Here is a 26,357-nt window from a genome sequence, read left to right on the forward strand (position 1 = left end):
AGCTTATGCTGGCCCGCTTGAATCACCCCACCAGCGCAGCCCTCGAGAGCGGATGCTGGGAGGGTTCTCATAAAGTTGCGACCGCTGGACGACCGGCCCACCCAGCGGGGCGATCCCGAACGCTACGATCGAAACGTGAGACCCGTGTCGAATTCGGTTACTCCGTCGTGGGTCGCCCGAATCGTCGTGGTCACGGCGCTCGTCGGCATCGGGGCAGGAATCGGCGGCCTCGCGGTCAGCGTGCTCCTTCGAACGATCCAGCACCTCGCCTACGGCTATTCGGAAGGCACCTACCTCGACGGCCTGGCCCACTCCTCACCGCAAACACGCGTGATCGCCCTATTCGTCGCGGGCGTGATCGGTGCACTGGGCTGGTGGGCGCTCCGCCGATGGGGGAGACCCATCGTCGCGGTGGATCGAAGCGTCGCGGGCGAGCGGATGCCCGTGCTCGCGACCCTGGCCAACTCGGCGCTGCAGATCGTGATCGTGGGCCTGGGTGCATCCATCGGCCGTGAAATGGCCCCCCGCGAGCTGGGTGCACTGTGTGCGGGCTGGCTCAGTGAGAAGGCCGGCATCAATGCCCGCGAACGTCGTGTCCTCGTCGCGTGCGGCGCAGGCGCAGGGCTCGCCGCCGTCTACAATGTCCCGCTCGGGGGAGCGCTCTTCACCGTCGAGATCCTGCTCGCCGAGGTCAGTCTCGCCACCGTCTTGCCGGCCCTGGCCACGTCCGCGATCGCAACATTGGTCGCCCAAATCGTTGTGCCCACGACCCCGCTGTATTCCGTGCCGCAGTTCACCCAAACAGCTTCCCTGATGGTGTGGTCCCTTCTTGCCGGGCCCGTGATCGGAATCGCTGCCGTCGGTTTCGTGCGCCTGGCCGCCTGGTCTGAAAAGCGGCGTCCGCAGGGCTGGAGGATTCTTGTCGTCATGCCGCTGGTGTTCGCGGCCATTGGACTGTTGTCGCTCGTTCTCCCGGAAATCCTTGGCAATGGGCGATCACTCGGCCAGACCGCATTCGACGCAATCCTGCCGATCGGGCTGGTGGCGGTGCTGCTCGTCGCCAAGGTGGGGGCCACGATCGGCACGATCGGGAGCGGTGCTGCCGGAGGAACGCTGACGCCCTCCCTCGCAATTGGCGCCGCGTTCGGCATCGTGACCGGAGGACTCTGGGACGTGTTGTGGCCCGGGACCCCGGCGGCGGCCTTCGCCCTCGTCGGCGCAGCGGCCTTTCTCGGAGGTGCCATGCGCGCCCCCTGACCGCTGTGGTCCTGGTGCTCGAATTCACCGGGCAGGGGCCGGCGCTGCTGATCCCCATGACGCTTGCGGTTGCGGGTGCTGTCGTCGTGGAATACCTCCTCGGGCGGAGACGGTTCCTCGGCATCGACTGACGCGGACTATGTGCCGATGGAGTCCGGTCAGTGGCTCGCGGCATTTAGGACGGGTAAGCGCGTGCGTCGCTCAGTCCCCGGCAGCGAACCGTGCGAAAATTGCCGCGCCGGAAGCCGGATTGATCGAAGGGACTCCCCAATGGACGCGAACGAGTGGGATAGCCGTTACCGGCAGGCACAGGACGGCGACCACGCCCGGCTCTGGTCGGCCATGCCGGCGAAGCTCGTGCAGGACATTGTTGCGCCCTGGACCCCTGGGCGTGCCCTCGACCTGGCCTCAGGCGACGGCCGTAACGCGATCTGGCTGGCCAACCGCGGCTGGCACGTAACCGGGCTTGACTTCTCCGCCGAGGCAATCGCCCAGGCCCGGGAGCACGCGCGGGCGGCCGGCGTCGATGTGGACTGGCTGGTCGCGGATGCCACGACCTGGCAAACCGAGGAACGCTTTGACCTGGTCACGGTAATGTACCTTCACCTGCCGGAGGAACTGTTCCGAATCGTATTGGCCAGGGCGCTTGGCTGGCTCGCTCCGGGCGGGCACCTCCTTGTCCTCGGTCACGACCGAGGCAACATAAACGCAGGAGGCCCCGGCCCAGGCAATCCCGACATTCTCTATACGCCCGAACTCCTATCCTCGATCGTGGGACAAGAACGGATCCTGCGCTGCGAGACTGTCAGCCGCGACCTGGCCACCGATCCCGAGTCCCCGGCTGATCATGCCGGCGGAGTAGCCCTCGATACGGTCTTGGTTGCCATCGGCTGAAACCCTCGGCCATTTACCCCTGGGGGTCTTAAGGAAGGCCTTCACGTCCTGAACTCGGACCGTCGGCGCGACCATTTCGTCCCGCGTGTCGTCGCCGGGTCGCAGCGGATTGTCGCGTGCCGACATCGTGCCCACACTTCGCGAAAATCACCGTGATTTTGCACTATCGACGAGCCGTGGATCGGCCGTGCGGAAGCCGGCGCTGAGCACTATCCCGGCAACGGCTGCCATGAGCTGAAATAGACCTCCATTTTGAGGGAACCCTCATTTTCAGGGCACCTCACCGCACAAGATCTCCATGTCATCCCAGATCTGGTCCGTAAGGTACCCAATATGCGTGCAACAACTGGAAAGTCTCGCGGTACCCTGGGCGGCCTTCTCGGATTCGTTGCGATGAGTGCCATCGCCGGTGTTCTCGTGACGGCCGCGGTCACTCCCGCTCTCGCTCTATCGGGTGTGGCAGCGACGGACACGATCAACGTCTTCGAGAACCTCCCCGACAATCTCAAGATCGACCAGCTCTCGCAGAAGAGCAACATCTACGCGACGCGCGCCGACGGAACCGCGACGCTTCTGGCCTCGTTCTACGACCAGAACCGGGTCGAGGTCGCCTCGGATGCGATCAACCAGTTCGTGAAAGACGCCGCGACCTCCGGTGAAGACCCCCGCTTCTACGAGCACGGCGGCGTCGACCTTCAAGGCACCGTGACCGGGCTCGTCACGACCATCGCGAGTGGAACCGCCCGCGGTGGATCGTCGATCACACAGCAATACGTCAAGAACGTCCTCGTGCAAGAGTGCGAAGTCCTCACAGATGCCAAAAAGAGGTCGGACTGCTATGACACGGCGACCGCAACCACTCCCGACCGCAAGCTCAAGGAGATGCGCCTCGCGATCGGCGTTGAGAAAAAGTACGGCAAGGACGACATCCTCCGCTCGTACCTGAACATCACCGGCTTCGGCGGCACGGTCTACGGCATCGAGTCCGCGGCGGAGTACTACTTCGGTGCGACCGCCGCGACGCTGACTCTGCCGCAGGCGGCGAGCCTCGTGGCGATCGTGAACAACCCGGTCAAGTTCCAGCTCGACCAGCCCGACAGCGCGACCAACGGTGCAGCGAACGGCTACGCCGCGAACAAGGACCGCCGCGACTACATCCTCGGCGAGATGCTCAAGTACGGCAAGATCAACCAGGCCGACCACGACGCCGCGATCGCCGCCCCGATCGAACCGAGCATCCACGTGCCGTCGACCGGCTGCCAGACCGCCGGCGGCAGCGCGTACTTCTGCGACCTCGTCGTGAACACCCTGCAGAACAACCCAGTCTTCGGCGCTGACGACACCACCCGGATGGCGAGCTTCCGACGCGGGGGCTACAACGTCTATACGACTCTCGACCTCGACCTGCAGCAGGCGGCAGAGGCCACCGTCAAGGCCAACGTACCCTCGACGTTCCCCGGCTGGGACGTCGGCGGCGTGGCCGTGAGCGTCGGCGTCGGTACCGGGAAGGTGCTCGCCATGGCGCAGAACAAGGACTACAGCCAGGACCCGGCCGTCCAGGCGACCGGAGCGAATTACACCGGTATCAACTACAACACCAACATCGACCAGGGCGGGTCCAGCGGGTTCCAGCCCGGATCCATGTACAAGCTGTTCACCCTCGCCGAGTGGCTCACCGAGGGGCATTCCCTCAATGAGCGGGTCGACTCTCGCATCAAGTCCAACTGGGGCACCTTCCGCGACAGCTGTGCGGCCGGCGGCACCGTGAGCTTCCCCGGCTACAACCCCAAGAACGACTCATCGTCCGAAACCGGCTCGAACTACAGTGCCCTTGAGTCCACGATCAACTCGATCAACACCGGCTTCATCGGCATGGCGAAGAAACTCGACCTGTGCGCCATCCGCAAGACCGCCGAAGCATTCGACGTGACCCGCGCCGACGGCGCCCCGCTCGAGCAGGGTGCCTCCGCGGTGCTCGGCACCAATGAGGTCGCGCCGCTGAGCATGGCGGTCGCCTTCGCGGGCATCGCCAACAAGGGCACCACCTGCAGCCCGATCGTGATCGACCACATCACCGGATCCGATGGAACGGCCCTCCCGGTGCCGGCTAGCGATTGTCACCAGTCGGTTGACCCCACGATCGCGGCAGGAATGGCGACCGCGATGCAACAGGTCATGACGAGGGGAACCGCGACGCAGTCCTATGGCGCCACGAGCCCGAAGGTACCGATGATCGGCAAGACTGGAACCACAGACGGCAACAAGGACACCTGGATGGGCGGAGCGAGCAGCAAGGTCGCCACCGTCGTCGGCGTGATGAGCGTCACTGGTGACAAGGACCAGCGCACCACTTACTTCAACGGCCAGCAAGCCGCTACCGCCCGACACCGGATGTGGCCGGCCATCATGAGCGTTGCTAACGCAAAGTACGGGGGAGACGCCTTCTCCGTGGCGGTCGGCGGACGCTGAATGTCATGCAGGCCGACCCCGTCTACCTTGTTCTTTACATTGCCGACAAATGGATTGGTGAATCGGTTTGGCTCGCGAGGCTCCTCGCCCTCTAATTGGTCAGCATGATCGCCGAACCTGCCGCGGGCCTAAGCGTGCACCGTACCAGGGTCGCCCTGAACGACATCGTCGACGTCCGCCAAGCTCGATTCCACATCAGCCGCGCCCTCACCGGCCATACGGTCGACGCTCGTTTGGAAGCAAACAGAACAAGGAATTCCCGGTCAGGTCGAGGCATGTCGAGGTCTATCGAGGTGAGGCGAGTGGAGGAAGCCCCCTCAGGCTAAATCCGTCGGTCCCCGGTGCAAGTCCCGGCCGCCCTACCAAAAAGTGTCTTTTGACCAAGATTTTTAGTTCGGTCGTTTCTCGCGAGACTTGAGTAAATAGTGAAGAGGACTCGACGGGGTCGGTGACTCGCTGAACGCGGGCTCGCCCTTCCCGATGCTTTCCGAGGCCTGGCTCGAGGACGTGATGCTCGACGTGGACCGTGCCCACGGACCAAGGGCACCTACAAGCGGTAGCTGCGCGTGCTCGTGCTGCCCTTCTTCGAGCACTTCACCATTCGCGAAGTGACCGCGCAGAGCCCGCAGGCAAATGGCTCAGACCGCCTCGAGCTCGGCGCTTCGTGGAGTTAGGCCAGTCCAGGACTGGAAGGCTCGGTAGAAGGAACGCGGGTCGTCGAACCCAAGGAGGAAGGCGATCTCGCCGGTGGTCATGGCCTCCTGTGAGAGGTAGTGCCGAGCGAGAGCCTCGCGCGTGCGATGCAGGATCTCCTGGAAGCTTGTACCCTCTGCCTTCAACTTACGCTGCATGCTCCGAGTACTCAGCGACAGCTCGCGGGCGACTCCCATCATCGAACCGTCGCCAGTCGGCAGCAGTTCCACGAGCGCGGACCGCACCCGTTCCGCCGAGGAAGCGCCGGGTTGCAGGCTCCGCGAGCCGAAGACGCAATTGAGGTTCGAACGTCTGCCACATCGGCTCATTGACAGTCAGAAAGGGGCGGGCCGCATCCGCCGCAGAAAAAATGACCTTGTAGGAGATTCCCTGTGAGACGGCTACGCCGAGAAAGTCCGCATATTCGTCGGTGTGCTCCGGAGGGACGAGGCTCGAGACCCTAAGTGGCCGGATCGACGAACGCGTCGCGATGCGAGCAAGCGCGACGATGAACACCAGGTCGACCATCGCCAAGGACGGTGGCGCAACGGTCGAGTCTGGCCACTGCAGTTCCATGGAGGTCTCGGCCGGGGTGGTCTCGACGACCAAGCGCATCGGCCCTACGATGCGCTTATACCCTGCCACCCGGTGGGCTGCCGAGTTGAGGTCTCGGCTACACAGGGCAGCGAAGGCAAGAGGATCGAACGTCTCCACCGAGATTGACTGGCCGATGCGAATCGGCAGCAATGGATCATCCGCCTCGTCTTCTATTGCCCCCCACAGACGAAAGAATTCCTCGGGGGTAAGCCAGGCCTTCTCCCCGGCGAACAGGTCGTGCGGGAGCATGGCTCGGCGCAGCACGTCGTCGGGGTTGATACCGGCATCACTGAGAAGTAGTTTGAGGCCGGGGTTGACCCGATATTTCTCTGCGTCGTTCATGCGCTCAAACCTTCTTCGTTCGCCCCGTGATCACCGGGTTGTGACCAAGGGATCAAATTGAGAGTGTCAATCGCTACTTGCCGCGTTCGACCAAGAACTGGGCCGACGCCCGCACCGACTCGTGGAAGGGGATGTACTCGAAGCCCATGACTTCCGGGGCATCTGTTCCCACGACAGCCATATTACGGCCCAGGTCGTTGCGCGCGGCTCGGAGCACTGGGATGAACTGGCTCATGAACCGAATCAGCCAGCTGGGTAATTCTCGGGTGGGAATCCTGCGGTCCGGGTGGGCCAACTTGAGCGCCCTGGTGATGTCGACCAGATAGTGGGCCCCGGCCACGGCGGGGAAACGAAGACCAACAGTGGCTTCGTTGTCAATCGCCCGCACGTGCATGCGAGCAACGTCGCGAACGTCCACGCCCGGGGCATTCATGTGCGGCACGGCGGGCACTCGACCCGAAAGAAACTCTTCGATGTAGAACAGTGAAGTACTGAAGTGGTCATCCATCGGCGGGCCGAATACGCCGCCCGGATTGATTGTGGTGAGCTTCATTTCGGGGTGCAGGGCAACGAAGTCCCACGCAGGCTCGTTCGGCAAGAGTCTTGGAGGCCTCGTATGCCGCGGTGTCAGGACCCGACGGATCGGTCCAGTTATCCCGGGTTGAGATTGCCATCTTGGGTTTGTTTTCATCCTTGTAGATCGCGGCGCAGCTTGACGTCAGCACGACACGTCGAACGCCCGCCGAATGAGCGGCCTTGAGGGCACGCAAGGTTCCGTCGACGGCCGGCCGAATGAGCTCCTCAGGATCCTTGGGTGTGGCCTGCGGGAAGGACGAGGCTGTGTGAATCAACACATCCACACCCTCAAACGCCTCGGCCCAGCCCTCGTCCTTCAGGAGGTCCAAGGTAACAAAGCCGAGTTGGGCATCCGGAAAAAGCACTTCGAGCTGGTGGCGTCCTTGAGGCGAGCGAACCGACGCCTTAACCGTGTAGTCGTTTTCTAGTAGTTCACGGATGATGTGCTTCGCGATGAAGGCAGAGGCTCCGGTGACAAGAACGGTGGTCATAGTCAAACTTTCCTCTGCTGGGTGCTGGCGCTGTTGACGACGAAATACCAGCCTGGCCGCTCTCGCACAATGCATCAATGGCAGATCGCGCCACTTCAGCGGCAAATCGCGCCGCCGGCGCAAAGGTCACAATGGTAGCGGTGGCACAGGCGAACCTCTTCGGACGGTGCTAACCGGCTGCCCCATTCTTCTGTGAGTTCGATTCCCGGTGGCCATACGTTTTCGGAGCCAGTTTGTTAGAGGCCGAAGTGCTCTTTGTCATAGGCCATGAGTGAGAGCACTTCCCAGGCGGTGTGCGCCGCTACGAGCCCTGTCAACGCTGCGTGGTCGTAGGCTGGCGCCACTTCTACGATGTCGGCACCCAGGATCCCGATGCCCGTCAGCCCTCGAAGGGTGGCGAATAACTCTCGGGTGGAGAGTCCGGCGACTTCCGGAGTGCCGGTGGCTGGCGCGTGGGCCGGGTCGAGGACGTCGATATCGATGGAGATGTAGATCGGCCCACCCTCGACACGATTGCGGATGCGCTCGACGATCGTCGCTGCTCCATCTGTTTCGTAGTCGTCAGCGCGGATGATTTGGAATCCCAGCACTCCGTCGGCTTCAAGTTCGTCCTTGTCGTAGACACCACCCCGGAGTCCAACGTGGATGCATCTTTCGACATCGAGCAGTCCTTCCTCGGCTGCGCGTCGAAACGGAGACCCGTGCCAGATCGGAGCTCCGAAATGCGTGTCCCAGGTGTCCAGGTGGGCATCGAAGTGGATGACGCCGACAGGCCCGTTCTTCTTGGCGACCGCCCGAAGCAAGGGCAGGGCGATCGTGTGGTCTCCGCCCAGCGTGACCAGTCGAATCCCTTGTTCCGCGTACTCGTCCGCCGCTTTCTCAATGGATGCCACGGCCGCCTCGATGCTGTACGGGGTGACTCCGAGGTCACCGGCGTCAACGACTTGATTCACCTTGAATGGGTACACATCGTGAGTCTGGTGATAGGGGTGAAGTTGCCGGGAGGCTTCGCGAATGTGGTTCGGTCCGAAGCGCGCGCCGGGCCGAAAACTGGTGCCGGCGTCAAACGGAATGCCCAGTACGGCCACGTCCGCCTGTGGAACGTCTTCGATCCGCGGAAGGAGGGCGAACGTCGCGAGACCCGCGTACCGCGGGTAGTCAGGGATGTCGCGCTGGCCAATGGGATCGCTCTTCGCTGAGTCAGACATGTGGACGACGCTACCAATAAGAAGGCGCGTGAGCCGGCTCGATCACCAGGCCACGTGTCTCGACGCCGTTGAGTAGAGCGCCAATGCTCTGCGGGGGAGCGACGCCTGAGAGATACGCGGCCGCTCTGCGCAGGATTTCGTTCTCCTGTTCCAGCAGCTTGATGCGTTTCTTCGCCTCCCGCAGGCGGGAGGGCGGTGCCGAAGGAATCAACGAGTACCTTTTCCCCCCTCCTGATCCGGCTCGAGCGGTCGTGAACGTCCGGGTCAAGGTCTATCAAGTGACCGATATAGATCGATACCGAATAAAACGGACGGAAATGCACTAAAATCGAATCATCACCCGAGTCCCGTCCACAGGAGAGCCATATGACCGTCGAACCGATCGCCCTGACCGCCCAGGAACCAGGCCGCCCTCGTCGATCCCGCCGAGGCGTAGGGTCCAGCGCACACGTGTAACTGCAACCACGTCGACAGTAAGGGCATCGTGTTGACAGCCGTGTCATACCGTGCGCCATCCGCCACGCAACCATCTTCGGCGCCTCCGGAGCGATCCAGACCGAATTTTCCCTTGATCTGACTGCGTCCCACCACTCACTGCCGCTCCTGGCAACGATGGAGCGTCCGCAGCGGGTGACTGGTCGGAGGACCTCACCATTCAACGGCAGATGCGGTCTCGACATTGCGCCGCGCGGGATCGACCCAATCGGATTAATTGATGAGCGGCCACGCTCGAGGAGTGCCACGATGTCGCCCAAGTCCCACTACCTGCCGACGCGGCCAAGCCGGCGAAGCGGCGGCCGGATCGTACTTCTCCTCCTCGGTGGCGTCGCCTTGCTTGCGGGACTCGACGGGGCACTCATTCTGCTCGGCCTGCCGGCACCGGTGATCGCAGCCCGCCTCGCCGATGTACATGGCCCGCTCATGGTCTTTGGCTTTGTCGGAACGGTCGTTGTTCTCGAACGCGCTGTCGCCATCCGTCGGAATTGGGCGTTCCTGTCTCCCGGTCTCCTCGGCGGCGGCGGAATTGCGCTTGTCTCTCCGATTCCGCTCTTTGTCGGCCAGATCGCCCTCGTGGCCGGATCGATCGTGCTGCTCGCGATTTATCGGGCTATCTGGGCGCGGCAGCCCTCGACCTCCAGCGCCGTTCAGGCCCTCGGGGCGTTGCTCGGCCTCGCCGCGACAATTCTTTGGTGGGGACGTGTCCCGGTGCCTCAACTCATCCCGGCGATGACACTCTTCCTTGTCCTGACTATCGCAGGGGAACGCCTCGAACTCGCCCGGATCTCACCAACCGTCGACGAGCGGGCCGAGCGGTGGCTGCTCGCGGTAGCCCTGGTCCTGGCCTCTGGCGTCGTGCTGGCACTGCTGTGGCCTGTCCTGGGATATCCGGTGCTTGGCTTCGCGCTGCTCGGTCTCGTCTCGTGGCTCGTGCGATACGACGTGGCGACGCGGCTTGTCAGGTCGAAGGGACTGCCGCGTTACATGGCCCTGTGCCTGCTCGCCGGCTACGGCTGGCTGGGTGTCGTCGGCCTGGTCTGGATCCTGTGGGGACCCGGATACGTCGGCCCTGCGTATGACGCCGTCGTGCACTCCGTCTTCCTCGGCTTCGTGATCTCCATGATCATGGCGCATGCGCCGACAATCCTGCCTGCCGTGCTACGCCGGCCGCTGCCCTATCGTCCTTTGATGTACGGGCCGGTTGTTCTCATGCACGCTTCGCTGCTTGTGCGTGTGGTCGGCGGAGACGCCAGAGGGCTAGATGTTCTGGTGCAGTGGGGCGGTTTCGCGAATATTGTCGCCGTACTGCTCTTCGTGGGTGTTTCCGTCGTCTCCGTCTTTGTGGGCGCGCCTCCGAAACCCGTCAGGCGTGAGTCGAGCACGGCCTCTCCGCGCGGCCGCGCAACGATATCACTGGGAACGCGCCGATGACCCGCCGGCTGTGGCACATCATTACCGGAATCCTGGTGCCGGCGTGGCTTTTCCTCACCCTGGTCGTGGTCATCGTGCATCGGTTCCTTCCGGTCGCACCCTGGCTCATGGTGCACCTGCTGCTCCTCGGCGCGGTCAGCAGCGCGGTCTTGATCTGGAGCCAGCACTTCGCCGATACCCTCCTCAGGCACCCGGCTCCCGGCGGTCGCGTCTCACTCGGCTGGCGCCTCGCGGCCCACACAGTGGGAGCCATCCTCGTGATCACCGGCATGATCGGCGGCTGGTGGCTGGTCGTCCTCGTCGGCGGCATCCTCGTCGGCGCGAACGCGCTCGGGCACGCGACTATCCTCGCCGTGCAGTCCCGCGGCGCGCTGCCCTCCCGGTTCGCACCGCTCGTCCGCTACTACGTCGCGGCCGGCGCCGCCCTGGCCATCGGGGTCACCCTCGGAATCCTGATGGCGCGCATGGACGACTCGGAGGACACATACGCGCGCCTCTTCATCGCCCACATCGGACTCAACCTGCTCGGCTGGGCCGGCCTGACCGTGATCGGGACAGTCGCCCTGCTCTGGCCGACCATCCTGCACGTGCGAGTCACCGACGGCACCCGCGCGGCAGCGCGCTGGACCCTTCCCCTCTTCCTCGCGGGCCTCACCGTGCTCGGCCTCGGCTGCCTGCTCGGGGAACGCGTCATTGCCGGTCTCGGCGTAGTGGCCTATCTCGCGGGGCTGTACCTGGTGTTCGCCGACGTCATCCGCCAGGGTCGTTCAGCGCCTGCCGTGACCTTCGCCGGGTGGAGCCTCGGCAGCGCCCTGGCCTGGTTCGGCCTCTGCACCCTCGGATTCGCCGTCTCCGTCACTGTCGCCCCCACCTGGACCGCCGCTGCCGACGGGCTCGAACAGCTCGTTCCGGCCTTCCTGGTCGGCTTCGCCGCGCAGATTCTGCTCGGCGCGCTGACCTATCTTCTGCCGGTCGTACTCGGCGGTGGCCCGCGGGTCGTCAAGGCCACGAGCCGCGAACTCGAGCGCGGTGGACTGTTTCGCGTCATCATCGTGAACGGCGGCCTCGTGCTGTACCTCCTGCCGGTCCCGAGCCTGGTGAAGGTCGCCCTTTCGCTCCTCGTCGTGGCCGCCCTCGCGTCCTTCCTGGCGCTGATGACTCGGGCGCTGAAGACCAACCGGATGTTGCGCAGACCGGCGGATGCCGCCGCCCCGGTTCCGGGCTCTCGTCCCGCCGTGCCGCCCGCAGCGCAGCCCGCCCTGCCGCCGTCGCGTCCGAGGCGCACCGGCTCCGTCGTCGTCGCGGCCGGTGCCCTGCTGCTCGCTGTGACGGTCGGCGTTGCGATGGACCCGGCGGCCCTCGGCGTGACCGGCGGCCTCTCTGTCGTTTCGGTCCCCGCGACCGGGCACACCACGACGGTCGACGTGACCATGGCGGGGATGCGGTTCAGTCCCGACTCCGTCTCGGTGCCCGTCGGAGACACCCTCGTCATCAACCTCACCAATGCCGACGACCGGGTGCACAACCTGGTCCTCGACACCGGCATCACCTCCGGTTCGGTCAGCCCCGGGACGACGGCCGTCATCGAGGCAGGCGTCGTCGGCGTAGCGATCGCCGGCTGGTGCTCGATCGCCGGCCACAAACAGCTCGGGATGGTCTTCTCCGTCACGGTGGCCGGTGGCGCGAGTGGGACAGGCTCGAGCGCGACAGGCATGGGCGGGATGGACATGAGAACGGGCGCAGATTCCGGTGCGAGTGGTGCGCCATCCGCCGCAAAGGACGTGGACCTGATGAAGCAACCCGCGGCGGACTTTGCCGCCCGTGATGCCCGGCTCGCACCGGCATCCGCCGACACCGTGCACAAGCTCACGCTCACCGTTCAGAACGTCGAGACGGAGGTCTCGCCGGGAGTCCGGCAGACCCTGTGGACGTACAACGGGACAGCGCCGGGGCCGACCCTGCACGGTCACGTCGGCGATGTCTTCGAGATCACCTTCGTCAATGGCGGAACCATCGACCATTCGATCGACTTCCATGCCGGCGCCCTCGCCCCCGACAAGCCAATGCGCACGATCATGCCGGGGGAGAGCCTGACCTACCGCTTCACCGCGACCCGGTCGGGGATCTGGCTCTATCACTGCTCGACGATGCCGATGTCCGCCCATATCGCGAACGGCATGTTCGGGGCGGTGATCATCGACCCGCCGGGGCTCGCGCCCGTTTCCGCGGAGTACGTTCTGGTCCAGTCCGAGTTCTACCTCGGGCCGGAGGGCGGGGAGGTCGACGCGGCGCGGGTGGCGACCCAGCTCCCCGACCTGCTGGCCTTCAACGGGTACGCCAACCAGTATGCGGACCGGCCACTCACCGCGCGCGCGGGGGAGGCAGTGCGCATCTGGGTTCTGGACGCCGGACCCAACGTCGGCAGTTCCTTCCACGTGGTGGGCGGGCAGTTCGACTCAGTCTTCAAGGAGGGTGACTATCTGCTCCGCGACGGCGGCAGCACCGGGACGGGCGGGGCGCAGGTGCTCGACCTCGCCGCGGCGCAGGGCGGCTTCGTCGAGCTCCGCTTTCCGGAGGCCGGGCACTATCCGTTCGTCAGCCATGTGATGTCGGACGCGGAGAAGGGTGCCCGCGGGGTCTTTGCCGTCACGCCGTGAACCCGGTCCGAGAACGCCGGGAAGATAGAGTGTCGAAAATCCCGGGGAGCCACGCCGGAGTCGGCGGGCCCGTCCTCGCCTCTACTGCTCGTGAACTGATCCACGAAGAGCTTGGCGCCGAGGGAGTCCGTCGAATGGGTCAGGGGACCGGGACGGGGGCGACGGGCTGGTATGCGCAGCTCGGATCCTCGGCGAGAGGATCGCCGGTGACCGCGTACGCGTGCGAACGGGAGCCGCCGCAGACCGTGCTGAACTCGCAGACGCCGCACCGGCCGCCGAAGGAATCCGGGGTGCGCAGCTTCTGGAGTAGCCGCGCCTCCCGGTAGATCTCGGGGAACGGCTGCTTGCGCACCGAACCGACCGAAACGGGCAGGAACCCGCTCGGGTAGACCGCGCCGACGTGGTCGACGAATGCGAAGCCACGGCCCGAGTTGACGTCGATCGGGGCGCGGGGGGCGCGGCGCCTGGGCTCGTCCCCGGTCAGGAGCTCCGCGGTGTCGCGCCGCAACCGGGCACGCAACGGGCCGACGGGGAACGCCGCATCGAGATCGGCGACACCGGCGCGCTGGATCGCGATCCGGCGGAAGTGCGGCGCCTCGGTCGTCTTGATCGCGACGAGTTCAGAGACATCGTGCAGCCAGTGCAGTACCTCTTCGGCCTCGGCGGCGGTCAGCGCGTTGAGAAGCTTTCCGCGCCCGGTCGGGACGAGGAAGAACACGCTCCACAGCGTCGTGCCGAGCTCGAGGACCGTCTTCAGAATGGCGGGAAGCTCGTGCACGGTGTCGCGGGTGACGGTCGTGTTGATCTGCAGGCGGTAGCCGACGTCGCGCACCATCCGTGCGGAGACCATCGTGTCGTCGAAGACCCCGTCGACACCGCGGAAGGCATCATGGGTCGCCGCGGATGCCCCGTCGAGGGAGAGCGACACCGCCTTCGCCCCGGCCTCGTGCAGCTCGACGAGCACCTCCCGGGTGAGGTGCGGAGTGACGGAGGGCGAGAGGGCCATGCTGAGGCCCAGGCCCGTTCCGTGGGCCACGAGTTCGGGGAGGTCGGGGCGTTCGAAGGGGTCGCCGCCGGTGAGGACGACGAGCGGGCGGGGCGTGCCGAACGACGCGAGATCGTCCAGGAGCTTCCGGCCCTGGTCGGTGGTCAGCTCGAAGGGATTGCGGGTGCGAATGGCGTCCGCACGGCAATGCGTGCAGACGAGCTGGCAGGCCCGCGTCACCTCCCAGATCACGATGAAGGGACGCTCGCCGGCATCGTGGTGCAGGTACCGAACTGCGCGCGTTGCGGTGTCAGTCATGAAATCCTGGTCCGGTCCCGCTCGAATGCGCACCTCAGTTGTTTTTACCATACTTATAGGGAAAACTAGGGGTGTGCCTGTCCCCGACCTCGATGCCCGTACCCACCGGGCCCTCTCCGGCGTGAGCCGCGTCGCCCTGCTCGACGTGCTCCGCACCAACCTGGCGCCCCTTGACGTTCCCGCACTTGCGGCGGCGGTCGGCTTGCACCCCAACACCGTTCGCTCACACCTCGACCGGCTCCTCGAGGTCGGCCTCGTGACCGAGGCGATCGAGGCGCGCACACGGCCCGGCCGTCCCCGCTTGCTCTACACCGCGGTCGAGCCCGAGACGGACCCTTCAGCCCCCGCTTCCGCCGGACCTACAGAATCCGGGACCTCCGTGGACTCCTACCGGCTCCTCGCGGGCCTTCTCGCGGACGGCCTCGCCGCAGGAACCCCTGACGCGCGCGTGGGCGGCGAACGGGCCGCCGACGCAGGGCGACGCTGGTCGGAGCAGTACGTGCCCGTCGACGAGCCGGCTGCCGGTCCGATCGATCCCGCTGAAGCGATCGACCGGGTGGTCGAGATCCTCGACGGCGTCGGTTTCGCCCCCGCCCTGTCAGAGGACCGCACCGCGATCGAGCTGCACCACTGTCCGTTCCTCGACGTTGCGAAAGACCACAGCGCCATTGTGTGCTCGGTGCACCGCGGACTGATGCAGGGTGCGCTGGACCGGATGCACGCGCCCACAATCGGCATCCGCCTCGAGCCGTTCGTGCGCCCAGGGGTATGCGTCGCACAAGTGATTTACCCGGTAAACGCGGCACAGCATGGCGGCTTCCTGGCAAAGAGCGGATAGTAGACCCATGTCCTCACGCCCACCGTCGAGCTACCGCACGCTCGCGTCGTTCAGCAGAATCAAACTGCTGTACTTTCTGCAACAGCGCGGGACGATGACGGTCGGTGACCTTGCCGAGGCTTCCGGGCTGCACCACAACACAACACGGGAACACCTGCAACGCCTGATCAACGATGGATTCGTCACCTGCGAACCCGAAGAACGCGACGTCAAGGGCCGGCCGCGGATGCTCTACAGTGCGGCTGCCGGTGTCGACCATCGGGAGGGCTCGATCCGGATTGCGAAGGTCGAGGCCGCCGAACGCCGGGGCGACCAGGTGCGGCGGATGCTGCCCCTCACCGCGGCGATCGACTCACCGCTCCAGCGTCAGTTGGACGCCCTCGACGACCACCTCGACCAGACGGGGTTCGACGGGAGGATCGACGCGGACGGGCGTCACGTCAGGCTGCACGATTGTCCGTACAGCGAGATGGTCAAGGAACACCCGGAGGTCTGTCGCGTGCACCTCGGCCTGCTCCAGGGGATCCTGCAGCAGACCGGCGGTCCGCTGACGGCCGACGCGCTGCATCCGCTCGACGAGCCGGACTCCTGCACACTAGATCTCCGGCACTCGGACGAGGGCGCTGAGTGTGAGGAATCCGAGGGGGCCGATGCCGGACCCGTCCGGGAGCCCAGCGAGACCGACGCGGTTATTATTCACGGTGTTTTCCGCTTGTAGCCCGTTCGGGTGCCCGTGAGACTCAGTAGCGAGGCTGTTGCTGACTGCGGTGATGCCCGGGAGTACAAGGGGTACGTCGTGAAAACTCTCAAGGACTCGAGCTTTTCCAAGCGGAACGCGGGCAAGCCGGGCACGAAGCCGGGTATCGACAGTCCGATTGCGGACAGCATCCTCAACCTCGGTCGGTTCCTGCGCCGAGGCGAGACCTCGCCGGACCTGCGCTCCCTGTTCCTCGAAGGCGGCCGGGACGCCGACAGCTTCTATCGCGACCGCTGGACCCACGACAAAGAGGTGCGGTCCACCCACGGCGTGAACTGCACCGGCTCCTGTTCGTGGAAGGTGTACGTCAAGGACGGCATCATCACCTGGGAGACCCAGCAGACCGACTACCCCTCCGTCGGCCCGGACTCGCCGGAGTACGAACCCCGCGGCTGCCCCCGCGGCGCAGCATTCAGCTGGTACACCTACTCGCCGACCCGAGTGCGGTACCCCTACGTGCGCGGCGTGCTGCTCAACCTCTACCGTGAGGCGAAGGCACGCCTCGGCGACCCGGTGCTCGCCTGGGCCGACGTCACCGGCAACCCCGAGTCCGCCAAGGCCTACAAGAGCGCTCGCGGCAAGGGCGGCCTGGTGCGCGCGAGCTGGGACGAGGCCGCGGAAATCGTCGCCGCCGCACACGTGCACACCATCAAGACCTACGGGCCGGACCGGATCGCCGGTTTCTCGCCGATCCCGGCGATGTCGATCGTCTCGCAGGGCGTCGGTAACCGCTTCATCTCCATGCTCGGCGGCACGATGCTGTCCTTCTACGACTGGTACGCCGACCTCCCCGTCGCCAGCCCGCAGGTTTTCGGCGACCAGACGGACGTCCCGGAATCCGCCGACTGGTGGAATTCGTCGTACCTGATCATGTGGGGCTCGAACGTGCCGGTCACCCGCACCCCCGACGCGCACTTCATGGTCGAGGCCCGTTACCGCGGCCAGAAGGTCATCACGGTCTCGCCCGACTACGCCGACAACTCCAAGTTCGCCGACGAATGGCTCGCCGTGCACCCCGGCACCGACGGCGCCCTTGCGATCGCAATGGGCCACGTCGTTCTCAAGGAGTTCCTCGTCGACCGGCGCACCCCGCGTTTCGTCGACTACATGAAGCGCTACAGCGACTCCGCCTACCTGATCACGCTCACGAAACGCGGCGACGCCTGGGTGCCCGGCAAGTTCATGACGGCGGATGCCCTCCCCGACACCGAGCCGACGGTCGCGAGCGCGGCGTTCAAGCCGATCCTCCTCGACCAGGACGGCCGCACCATCATCCCGAACGGATCCATCGGGCACCGCTTCTCCGAAACAGATGTCGGTAAATGGAACCTCGATCTCGAGGGCGTCGACCCGCTGCTCTCGATCATGGACGCGCCCGACTACGACGGTGCATCCGCTGCCGTCGACATGCCCCGCTTCGACATTTCGCCAACGACAGACGAGGCCGGCGAACAGCAGGCCGGTGGCGCAGGCATCATCCGCCGCGGTGTGCCCGTACGGAGCATCGCCGGAGAACTCGTGACAACCGTCTTCGACCTTCTCCTCGCCCAGTACGGCGTCGGCAGGGACGGGCTCCCCGGTGTCTGGCCGACCGGCTACGACGATGAAACCTCCCCAGGCACCCCCGCCTGGCAGGAAGGCATCACCTCCGTACCGATGCAGGCCGCAGAACGCATCGGGCGCGAGTTCGCACAGAACGCCGAGGAATCGGGCGGACGCTCAATGATCCTGATGGGGGCGGGCACGAACCACTGGTTCCACTCCGACACCATCTACCGCGCCTTCCTCGCACTCACGACTATGACCGGCTGCCAGGGCGTCAACGGCGGCGGCTGGGCGCACTACGTCGGGCAGGAGAAGGTACGCCCCCTCACGGGCTACGGCCAGTACGCGTTCGGACTGGACTGGGTGCGTCCTCCCCGCCAGATGATCGGCACCGGGTTCTTCTACCTCGCCACCGACCAATGGCGTTACGACGGCCTCTCCGCCGACACGCTCTCGAGCCCGCTCGGGGTCGGCACCTTCGCCGACCGCACGACGGCGGACTGCCTCGTAGAGTCGGCAAAGCGCGGCTGGATGCCCAGCTACCCGACCTTCAACCGCAACTCGCTCGACCTCGTCGACGACGCCGTCGCCGCCGGGGTCGACCCGGCCCAGTACGTCGTCGAGTCGCTGGAGGACGGCAGCCTCGCCTACTCCGTCGAGGACCCGGACGCTCCGGAGAACTTCCCGCGCGTGATGGTGGTCTGGCGGGCGAACGTGCTCGGCTCTTCCGGCAAGGGCAATGAGTACTTCCTGAAGCACCTGCTCGGCACCACGAGTGCCGTGCGCGCGCCGGAGTCCCCGTCCGAAAAGCGCCCGAAGACGATGAAATGGCACGAATCCGCGCCAGAGGGCAAGCTTGACCTGCTCGTCACAAGCGACTTCCGGATGACCTCGACGACTATCTTCAGCGACGTGGTGCTGCCGCCGGCCACCTGGTACGAGAAGAATGACCTGTCGACGACGGACATGCATCCGTTCATTCACTCGTTCAACCCTGCGATCACCCCGCCGTGGCAGGCGAAGACCGACTTCGACATCTTCCACATCTTGGCGAAGAAGATTTCCGAATTCTCTGTCGAACATCTCGGTGTGCGAAAAGACCTCGTAGCAGTTCCCCTGAGTCACGACACCCCCGACGCGATGGCAACCCCGCACGGAACTGTGCAATACGGCCAGCCACTGGTGCCCGGGATCACGATGCCCAAGCTCGTCGTCGTCGAGCGCGACTATCCGGCATTCGCCGACATGCTCGGTGCTCTCGGCCCGCTCACGGCGAAGCTCGGCATGGTGACCAAGGGCGTCAAGTTCAACCCCGATGTCGAGGTCGACTATCTCGGCAAAAAGAACGGCTTGGTCGAGAGTGGCCCGGCCGCGGGTCGCCCGCGCCTGACGACTGCGAGCCATGCATGCGAGATGGTGCTCGCACTCTCCGGCACCACCAACGGGCGCCTGGGCACTCAGGGCTTCCGTCAGTTGGAGGAGCGCACGGGTATGAAGCTCGCCGACCTCGCGAGCGACAATGAGGGCCGCCGGTTCACCTACTCGGATGTCCAGGGTGCACCGGTCCCCGTGCTCACGTCCCCGGAGTGGTCGGGCAGTGAGCACGGCGGCCGTCGCTACAGTGCCTTCACGATCAACGTCGAGCGGTTTAAGCCGTGGCACACACTCACCGGGCGGCAACACTTCTACCTGGACCACGACTGGATGATCGAGCTGGGGGAGCAGTTGCCGATTTTCCGGCCGCCTCTCGACATGCACCGTCTCTTTGACGACTCGATCGTCGGCTCGACGGCGGCGACCGGTTCGACCGGGTCGAAGGGCCGGGCGGAGGTCGCCGTGCGCTACCTGACGCCGCACTCGAAATGGTCGATCCACTCCGAATACCAGGACAATCTGATGATGCTTTCGTTGTCCCGTGGAGGCCCGACCATCTGGATGTCCCCGCAGGACGCCGACAAGATCGGCGTTCGCGACAACGAGTGGATCGAGTCGTACAACCGCAACGGAGTTGTCGTCGCGCGGGCGATCGTGTCGCACCGGATGCCCGAAGGCACCGTGTACATGTATCACGCGAAGGACCGCACGATCAACGTGCCGATCGCTGAAACGAGCGGCATGCGTGGCGGGACAAACAACTCGCTGACCCGAATCCTGCTCAAGCCCAGTCACCTGATCGGCGGCTACGCCCAGCTGTCGTTCGCCTTCAACTACCTCGGCCCGACCGGGAACCAACGCGATGAGGTCACCGTGATCCGTCGACGCAGCCAGGAGGTTGAGTACTAAATGCGCGTAATGGCCCAAATGTCGATGATCATGAATCTCGACAAGTGCATCGGCTGCCACACCTGCTCCGTCACCTGCAAGCAGGTGTGGACCAACCGCACCGGCGTTGAATACGTCTGGTTCAACAACGTCGAGACCCGGCCCGGCCTCGGCTACCCGAAGCGGTACGAGGATCAGGAGAAGTGGAACGGCGGCTGGGTGCGCAACAAGCGCGGCCGCCTGAAACTGCGCTCCGGCGGCCGCCTCAAGCGACTCGCCACGATCTTCAACAACCCCGACCTGCCCGTCATCGACGACTATTACGAGCCGTGGACCTACGACTACGACATGCTCACGAAGGCGCCGCTCAGCACTGAGAGCCCCGTCGCCCGGCCCAAATCCCTCCTGACCGGCAAGAACATGGACATCAAGTGGTCCGGCAACTGGGATGACAACCTCGGCGGCTCCCAGGAGACCGCAGCTGACGACCCCATCCTCGCGACGATGAGCGAGCACGTGAAGATGGAATTCGAAAACACCTTCATGTTCTACCTCCCCAGAATCTGCGAGCACTGCCTGAACCCGGCCTGCGTCGCGGCGTGCCCCTCCGGTGCGATGTACAAGCGCGAGGAGGACGGTATCGTCCTCGTCGACGAGGATGCCTGCCGCGGCTGGCGGATGTGCGTCTCGGCCTGCCCGTATAAGAAGGTCTACTTCAACCACAAGACCGGCAAGGCGGAGAAGTGCACGCTCTGCTATCCGCTGATCGAACAGGGCAAGCCGACCATCTGCTCGGAGACCTGCGTCGGCCGGCTGCGTTACCTGGGGCTGATGCTCTACGACGCCGACGCCGTGCTCGCCGCCGCCGCGATCGAGAACGATCAGGACCTGCTCGAGGCCCAGCGCGGGGTATTCCTCGACCCCTTCGACCCCGAGGTTATCGCCGCGGCGAAGGCGGAAGGTATTGAGGACGACTGGATCCTCGCCGCCCAGAACAGCCCGATCTACAAGCTCATCTCCGAGTACAAGGTGGCGCTGCCGCTGCACCCCGAATACCGCACGATGCCGATGGTCTGGTACATCCCGCCGCTGTCCCCGGTCGTCGACGTCATCTCGACGACGAACAACGACGGCGAGGACGCCCGTACCCTGTTCGCGGCCATCGACAAGCTGAGAATTCCCGTCGAATACCTTGCCGGACTGTTTTCGGCCGGCGATGTCGTCCCGGTCGAGTCCTCGCTGCGGAAGCTCGCCGCGATGCGTTCGTACATGCGCGACATCAACCTCGGCAAGGACCGCGACGAGTCGATTCCCGCGGCCGTCGGCATGACCGGCACCGAGATCGAAGCGATGTACCGGCTCCTCGCGATCGCCAAGTACGAGGATCGCTACGTCATTCCCAAGGCGCACGTGGAGACCGCCCGCGAGCTCGAAGAGCTGGCATGTTCGCTTGACACGGACGGGGGGACCAGGCATGGGCGGTCCGACCTCGACCGCGGGACCCTATGGCAAGACTCCGGGAATGCCGTTCAACGCCACCGTCGACAACTACAACGAGATGATCGGCAAAGGCGGAGAGAAGACCAAACCGACAACGCCTGGCCGGATCAACCTCCTGAACTGGAACGGCGGTGGCCGACCGGACGGCTTGTTCCCGCCGGTAGCTGACGCAGGGAGCCCCGCATGAGGCTCCCGAAGCTTCCGCCCCGCAAAGTCACGGCAATCCCGCTCAGTGCCGAGGACGGGGCCATCGCGCACATGGCGGCGTCGATCCTGCTCGACTATCCGACCACCACGCGTCGTGCGCGCTTCGGTGCGGTCGCGGAGTCTGTCGCACTGCTTCCGCATCCGCTTCGGACCGCCTTCGAGGAGTTCTTGACCGCCGCGGGGGAGATGGGCCAGCAGGAACTTGAGGTGCATTTCACGGCGACCTTCGACCTCAAACGCAAATGCTGCCCGTATCTCTCGTACTACGCGGCCGGCGATACGCGCCGTCGCGGCATGGCCCTCGTGCGTTTTATCGAGGCCTATCATGCCGCCGGCTGGGAGGTTGCGGTGGACGAACTGCCCGACTACCTGCCTATGGTCCTCGAATTCTCGGCGCTCAGCGATTCGCCCATCGCGCAGGAGTTGCTCGCGGCTCATCGGGACGGCATCGAGGTGCTCCGCACCGCACTCGAAACCATCGAGAGTCCCTACGCGCACGTCGTCGAGGCCGTGTCGCTCTCGCTTCCTGCCATCGATGAGGAAACTCGGGAGCGATATCTCAACCTCGTCAACGAGGGCCCCCCGACCGAAACAGTCGGTATGACCTTCCTCGGCAACCTCAAACCATTTTCGCCGTCCGGCATTGCGAGTGAGGAACTCAGGGTATGAACCCGATCGACTTTCTATTGTGGGTGGCGTTCCCCTACGCGGCCATGGCCGTCTTCGTGGTCGGCCACATTTTCCGCTATCGGCACGACCAGTTCGGCTGGACCTCCCGCTCGAGCCAGGTCTACGAAAACCGGCTACTGCGCTGGGGATCACCGATGTTCCACTACGGCATCCTCATGGTGCTGGGCGGCCACGTGGTTGGCCTGCTCGTGCCCAAGGAATGGCTCGAGTTCGTCGGTGTCTCCAATGAGATCTACCACGTGGGCGCCACCTGGCTCGGCAGTATCGCGGCCGTGCTCACGCTCGCCGGGCTCGCCATCCTGATCTACCGGCGCAGGCTCAACACCCGGGTGTTGCTCGCGACCACGGTGATGGACAAGGTCATGTACGCCCTCCTGGGGGCGACCCTGCTGTTTGGGACTACAGCGACGGTCCTCTTCCAGGTGCTCGGTGCTGGATATGACTACCGGGGCACGATTTCGCCATGGGTGCGCGGCCTGCTCTCAGCCCAGCCTGACCCTGCTCTGATGGCCAACGTGCCATTCTTCTTCCAGCTGCACGTGCTCAGCGCGACACTGCTGTTCCTGTTGTGGCCCTTCACCAGGCTTGTTCACGTCTTCTCGGCGCCGATCGGCTATTTCGTACGCCCGTACATCGTCTACCGCTCGAGGGACACGCATCGGGGATCCGGGGCTCGTAAGGCCCGACGCGGCTGGGAGAAGAGCGTACTGCCGACCTCCGCCCGGGACAAGGATGCCGCCCGCCGCTGAATCGGTGGGTCTAGCGGCTGATACGAATATCGACTTCACGTTCGACGTAGTCCCATTCGCGACTCGTGCGCAGCCGTGCCAGGAGTTCCTCGAACGCGGACGCGTCCCCGGCCGCGTATTCGAACCAGGTTAGGAAATCGAAGGGTCCACCCAGATCACGGCTGTGGTACAGCTGCCGAGCGATCGCGGGCAGGTATTCGAGCCCGACTGCGATGTGGTGGCTCGTCTCCTCGAATACCGCCCTCCGCTCATCCTGGGGGAGATCCCACCAGCGGGCGGTCTTTCTGATCGGGATGAGCGCGGCGCACCGGGCCTCTGGTCGGCCGAGGGCAGGCTGGGCGGCATCGAGAGCTGCCTGCTCGGCGCGCTCGGTATAGCGCTTGTAGCTCGTGGCGCCGCTCAGCATCCACACGGCATCTGGGCGTGCGGTCGGCGGCAGCGCCGATACCTCAAGGCGTCCGGCCAGGGCAAGCGTGGAACCCGTGACAGCGAGAATGCGATCGATCTGCCAGGTGCCAGTGGCGCCTGCGGTGAATTGCGTGAGCGCCATGCTGTCACGTTAGCAGGCCCGCCGCTCGGCCCGATGGGCCAGGAACGGCGGGCCTGCTCTCCGAGGTTTAGTTCGCTCGGATCAGTCTGCTCAGGTCAACCGGGGAAGGGAGCGCCCGGTCGTGCGTAGAAATGCCAGGTCAGCCAGGTGCAGATGACGCAGAAGACCGCGCAGCCGACGAAGAACGAAGTCGGGCTGACCAGGGTCAGGGCGATACCCACGATGAATGGACCAAAAGCTGCGATCGCGGACGTCCAGGCGATGGCGCCGCCGGCCTGACGCTTCGGGAAGATCATAGGCATCTGCTTGAAGGTGCCCGCATTGGCGAAGCCAGCAAAGAAGAAGATCGCGATCATCCCGCTGAGAAAGCCCCAGAACTGGTCAACGCTTGTAGGTGCCAGGAAGAATGACGTGAACACAGTGCCGGCGACCATGCCGACGGCGCCAATGAGAGTGAAGACCGCGCCACCCCATTTGTCGCAGAGGGGGCCGCACGCCGCACGGACGGCGGCGCCGACGAGCGGACCGATGAAGGCGAAGGCAAGCGGGTTCGGCGCGTGCGGGAAGTGGCCGTAGACGTTCAGGATGATCAAGCCCATCTGGGCAGCGAGGCCACTGTACAGCCCGAAGCTCATGAGGTAGATCGCCGTCATGAGCCAGGTGTGCTTGATGCGGAAGATGTCCATCTGCTGGCGGAAGTTGGCGGTCACGGGCACCCGGCGCAGGAAGACAATCGCCATCACAACTCCAAGAAGCGCCCACGGGATCAGGACGAGTCCACCGTTGTGCAGCCAGACCAGCTGGCCCTTCGCGCTACTCTGCGGGGTCAGTGCTGCAGTACCGAGCAGGCCGAAGCCGACAACCCAGGGCAGCAGCAGCTGGATCAGCCCGATGCCGAAGTTTCCGATCCCCGCCTGCAGGCCGAGAGCGGTGCCGGCGAGACGCTTAGGGAAGAAATAGCTCGTGGAGGCCATGAAACCGGAGAAGGTTCCGCCGCCGATCCCTGCCGCGAAAGCGAGGGCAAGGAGTACCCAATACGGAGTTGAAGTGTCGCGGGCCGCGAGCGTCCAGCCGAGCATCGGGAGCACGAGCAGTGCAGAGGACATAGCGACGAGCGCGCGGGTGCCCATAATCGGGGGCAGAAACATGAAGACGAGGCGTAGGAGTCCGCCGGCAAGCCCGGGCACGGCAACGAGCCAATACAGCTGGCCTGGAGTCAGGGTGTAACCGATGTCATTGAGCCGCGGTGCGATGGCGCTGACGAGATACCAGGCGGCGAAGCTCAGGGTGAGCGTGTAGGTCGTGATCCACAGAGTGCGCCAGGCGAGCTTGGAATCCCAGGTTTCTTCGTTCTCCGGATCCCAGTTGGAGAGATCGGGTTTGAGTTTCGACGGGAGGAGTGTGGAAGAGCCTGACATGTGCTTCCTCGGACTAGGTGGTTTCGGGCGTGAGCGCCCGCGTAGTTACCACCCTGATCTCGGCGACCGACGGCGACAATCGCGGAACACCGTGAAAAATGAATCCAGCGTGATCAGGTCGAATCGCAGGGATCGGTTCAGGTGAACTGCGCAAAATCCAACAGTGAGAAATAAAAATGATAGTTTTGATTTAAATACCTAATGTTTGGAGTCAACATGCTCTCTGCCCAGTCTCTGCCCCTGATCGAAGCGACATTGCCCCTCGTGGGCGAGCGCATGCCCGAAATCGCCAGGAACTTCTACGGCCGCATGCTCACCGCCCACCCCGAGCTCTTCGATGGCCTGTTCAGCCGCTCGAATCAGAAGAACGGCTCCCAGCAGCAGGCACTCGCCGGCAGCATCGCAGTGTTCGCGACGCACCTGGTTCAGAATCCCGAGACCACTCCCGAGGCCATGCTCTCCCGCATCGCGCACAAGCATGTCTCCCTCGACATCCGGCCCGAGCAGTACGACATTGTCTACAAATACCTCTTCGAAGCCATCGCCGACGAGCTCAGCGACGTCATCACAACGGAGATCGCGGGCGCCTGGACCGAGGTCTACTGGTTGATGGCGCACGCCCTGATCAAGATGGAGAGCGGACTCTACTCCGGCCTCGCAAGCGACAAGCCCCTCGCGCCCTGGGTCGTCGTGAAGAAGGAAGCGGCCGGTACCGACGCTGTCACGTTCACCCTCGAACCGGCCGATGACACCCCGATCTCGCCCGCATTGCCCGGCCAGTACGTGAGCGTCACCGTGCGGATGCCCGACGGCATCCATCAGGTGCGGCAATACTCCTTGTCAGCCGGCACGGCCACGACACGCGTCTTCACCACCAAGCTGGACGCGAACGGCGAGGTCTCCCCAGCCCTGCACCGCGACGTACAGGTCGGCGACACACTGATCCTCTCCGTGCCCTGCGGGGACATCACCCTCGACCAGGGCGACGGCCCGCTCATCCTGGCCTCGGCCGGTATCGGCTGCACGCCAAGCGCGTCCATCCTGCGCTCGCTGGTGGACGGTGCCTCGAAGCGCGAAGTGCTCGTCCTGCACGCCGAAAGCAACCTGGAACGCTGGGCGCTGCGCGACCAGATGAGCGAGGACATCGCCCTGCTCGAGGCCGCCGAGCTTGAGCTCTGGCTGGAAATCCCGAGCGCGGGACACCACGAGGGATTCATGTCTCTCGAGAATGTGACCATTCCCGACAACGCCTCGGTCTATCTGTGCGGGCCGCTCCCGTTCATGCGCAGCCTGCGCTCGCAGGCGCTGGCGGCAGGAGTCCCGGCCAATCGCATCCACTACGAGATCTTCGGTCCGGACCTCTGGCTCGCCGGCGTCTGAGGCGCCTGCGACGATGTCCGTCTGCTCCGTGAGGATGGTGCCCAC

The 26,357-nt window shown here is 64.9% G+C and carries 19 protein-coding genes and 1 pseudogene; 12 read left to right on the plus strand and 8 right to left on the minus strand.

What is annotated here, in order from left to right; translation table 11 throughout:
* The first annotated feature begins 144 nt into the window (after positions 1-144).
* The 3 genes from KIV56_RS01295 (at position 145) to KIV56_RS01305 (ending at position 4,620) form a co-directional block, all read left to right on the plus strand.
* The gene (locus KIV56_RS01295) at positions 145-1,257 is read left to right on the plus strand and encodes a chloride channel protein (protein ID WP_281534860.1); all 1,113 of its coding nucleotides are present in this window, start codon (positions 145-147) and stop codon (positions 1,255-1,257) included.
* 270 nt (positions 1,258-1,527) lie between these two features.
* On the plus strand, positions 1,528-2,151 hold the full coding sequence (locus KIV56_RS01300; RefSeq protein ID WP_281534861.1) for a class I SAM-dependent methyltransferase: 624 nt from the start codon (positions 1,528-1,530) through the stop codon (positions 2,149-2,151).
* A gap of 393 nt (positions 2,152-2,544) precedes the next feature.
* Complete coding sequence (locus KIV56_RS01305; RefSeq protein ID WP_281534862.1) at positions 2,545-4,620, plus strand: transglycosylase domain-containing protein; 2,076 nt, start codon at positions 2,545-2,547, stop codon at positions 4,618-4,620.
* Positions 4,621-5,258: 638 nt separating this feature from the next.
* Here the strand turns inward: KIV56_RS01305 and KIV56_RS01310 are convergent.
* From KIV56_RS01310 to speB, 5 genes are all read right to left on the minus strand, one after another.
* Positions 5,259-5,471 carry a helix-turn-helix domain-containing protein gene (locus KIV56_RS01310; protein WP_281534863.1) on the minus strand — a complete coding sequence of 71 codons (213 nt, stop codon included), beginning with the start codon at positions 5,469-5,471 and terminating at the stop codon, positions 5,259-5,261.
* Positions 5,461-6,252: an AraC family transcriptional regulator ligand-binding domain-containing protein gene (locus tag KIV56_RS01315; RefSeq protein WP_281534864.1), complete on the minus strand. Its 792-nt coding sequence runs from the start codon at positions 6,250-6,252 to the stop codon at positions 5,461-5,463. Before KIV56_RS01315 ends, KIV56_RS01310 begins: the two co-directional genes overlap by 11 nt.
* A gap of 73 nt (positions 6,253-6,325) precedes the next feature.
* Positions 6,326-6,805: a hypothetical protein gene (locus KIV56_RS01320; protein WP_281534865.1), complete on the minus strand. Its 480-nt coding sequence runs from the start codon at positions 6,803-6,805 to the stop codon at positions 6,326-6,328.
* Positions 6,753-7,319, minus strand: coding sequence for an NAD-dependent epimerase/dehydratase family protein (locus tag KIV56_RS01325; protein WP_281534866.1), 567 nt, complete (start codon positions 7,317-7,319; stop codon positions 6,753-6,755). The genes KIV56_RS01320 and KIV56_RS01325 overlap by 53 nt, the downstream gene beginning before the upstream one ends.
* 236 nt (positions 7,320-7,555) lie before the next feature.
* A complete protein-coding gene (gene speB / locus KIV56_RS01330; protein ID WP_281534867.1) occupies positions 7,556-8,527 on the minus strand; it encodes an agmatinase in 972 nt (323 codons plus the stop codon).
* Between the two features lie 744 nt (positions 8,528-9,271).
* Between speB and KIV56_RS01335 the strand changes: the two genes are divergently transcribed.
* Together KIV56_RS01335 and KIV56_RS01340 are read left to right on the plus strand one after the other, a co-directional pair.
* Positions 9,272-10,456, plus strand: a complete 1,185-nt coding sequence (locus KIV56_RS01335) for a hypothetical protein (protein ID WP_281534868.1) — start codon at positions 9,272-9,274, stop codon at positions 10,454-10,456.
* Entirely contained in the window at positions 10,453-13,113 is a 2,661-nt protein-coding gene (locus tag KIV56_RS01340; RefSeq protein WP_281534869.1) for a multicopper oxidase domain-containing protein, read from the plus strand. The genes KIV56_RS01335 and KIV56_RS01340 overlap by 4 nt, the downstream gene beginning before the upstream one ends.
* A gap of 139 nt (positions 13,114-13,252) precedes the next feature.
* On the opposite strand, the gene KIV56_RS01345 is transcribed toward KIV56_RS01340, so the two are convergent.
* Positions 13,253-14,416: a TIGR04053 family radical SAM/SPASM domain-containing protein gene (locus KIV56_RS01345; protein WP_281534870.1), complete on the minus strand. Its 1,164-nt coding sequence runs from the start codon at positions 14,414-14,416 to the stop codon at positions 13,253-13,255.
* A gap of 73 nt (positions 14,417-14,489) precedes the next feature.
* On the opposite strand from KIV56_RS01345, the gene KIV56_RS01350 reads away from it, so the two are divergent.
* The 6 genes and pseudogenes from KIV56_RS01350 (at position 14,490) to narI (ending at position 22,964) form a co-directional block, all read left to right on the plus strand.
* Positions 14,490-15,254, plus strand: coding sequence for a helix-turn-helix transcriptional regulator (locus KIV56_RS01350; RefSeq protein WP_281534871.1), 765 nt, complete (start codon positions 14,490-14,492; stop codon positions 15,252-15,254).
* 7 nt (positions 15,255-15,261) lie between these two features.
* Positions 15,262-15,972 carry a helix-turn-helix transcriptional regulator gene (locus KIV56_RS01355; RefSeq protein ID WP_281534872.1) on the plus strand — a complete coding sequence of 237 codons (711 nt, stop codon included), beginning with the start codon at positions 15,262-15,264 and terminating at the stop codon, positions 15,970-15,972.
* Positions 15,973-16,116: 144 nt separating this feature from the next.
* On the plus strand, positions 16,117-19,839 hold the full coding sequence (locus KIV56_RS01360; RefSeq protein WP_281536247.1) for a nitrate reductase subunit alpha: 3,723 nt from the start codon (positions 16,117-16,119) through the stop codon (positions 19,837-19,839).
* Positions 19,840-21,505, plus strand: a pseudogene (gene narH / locus KIV56_RS01365) (nitrate reductase subunit beta).
* The gene (gene narJ / locus KIV56_RS01370; protein WP_281534873.1) at positions 21,502-22,194 is read left to right on the plus strand and encodes a nitrate reductase molybdenum cofactor assembly chaperone; all 693 of its coding nucleotides are present in this window, start codon (positions 21,502-21,504) and stop codon (positions 22,192-22,194) included. Before narH ends, narJ begins: the two are co-directional and overlap by 4 nt.
* Positions 22,191-22,964, plus strand: a complete 774-nt coding sequence (gene narI, locus KIV56_RS01375) for a respiratory nitrate reductase subunit gamma (protein ID WP_281534874.1) — start codon at positions 22,191-22,193, stop codon at positions 22,962-22,964. The genes narJ and narI overlap by 4 nt, the downstream gene beginning before the upstream one ends.
* A 10-nt stretch (positions 22,965-22,974) precedes the next feature.
* On the opposite strand, the gene KIV56_RS01380 is transcribed toward narI, so the two are convergent.
* Positions 22,975-23,514, minus strand: a complete 540-nt coding sequence (locus KIV56_RS01380) for a chlorite dismutase family protein (protein ID WP_281534875.1) — start codon at positions 23,512-23,514, stop codon at positions 22,975-22,977.
* A gap of 95 nt (positions 23,515-23,609) precedes the next feature.
* The gene (locus tag KIV56_RS01385; protein ID WP_281534876.1) at positions 23,610-24,932 is read right to left on the minus strand and encodes an MFS transporter; all 1,323 of its coding nucleotides are present in this window, start codon (positions 24,930-24,932) and stop codon (positions 23,610-23,612) included.
* Between the two features lie 216 nt (positions 24,933-25,148).
* On the opposite strand from KIV56_RS01385, the gene KIV56_RS01390 reads away from it, so the two are divergent.
* On the plus strand, positions 25,149-26,312 hold the full coding sequence (locus KIV56_RS01390; protein ID WP_281534877.1) for a globin domain-containing protein: 1,164 nt from the start codon (positions 25,149-25,151) through the stop codon (positions 26,310-26,312).
* Positions 26,313-26,357: the final 45 nt, after the last annotated feature.

The sequence above is a fragment of the Cryobacterium breve genome (genome assembly GCF_027594785.1).
GTDB classification, from domain to species: Bacteria; Actinomycetota; Actinomycetes; order Actinomycetales; family Microbacteriaceae; genus Cryobacterium; species Cryobacterium breve_A.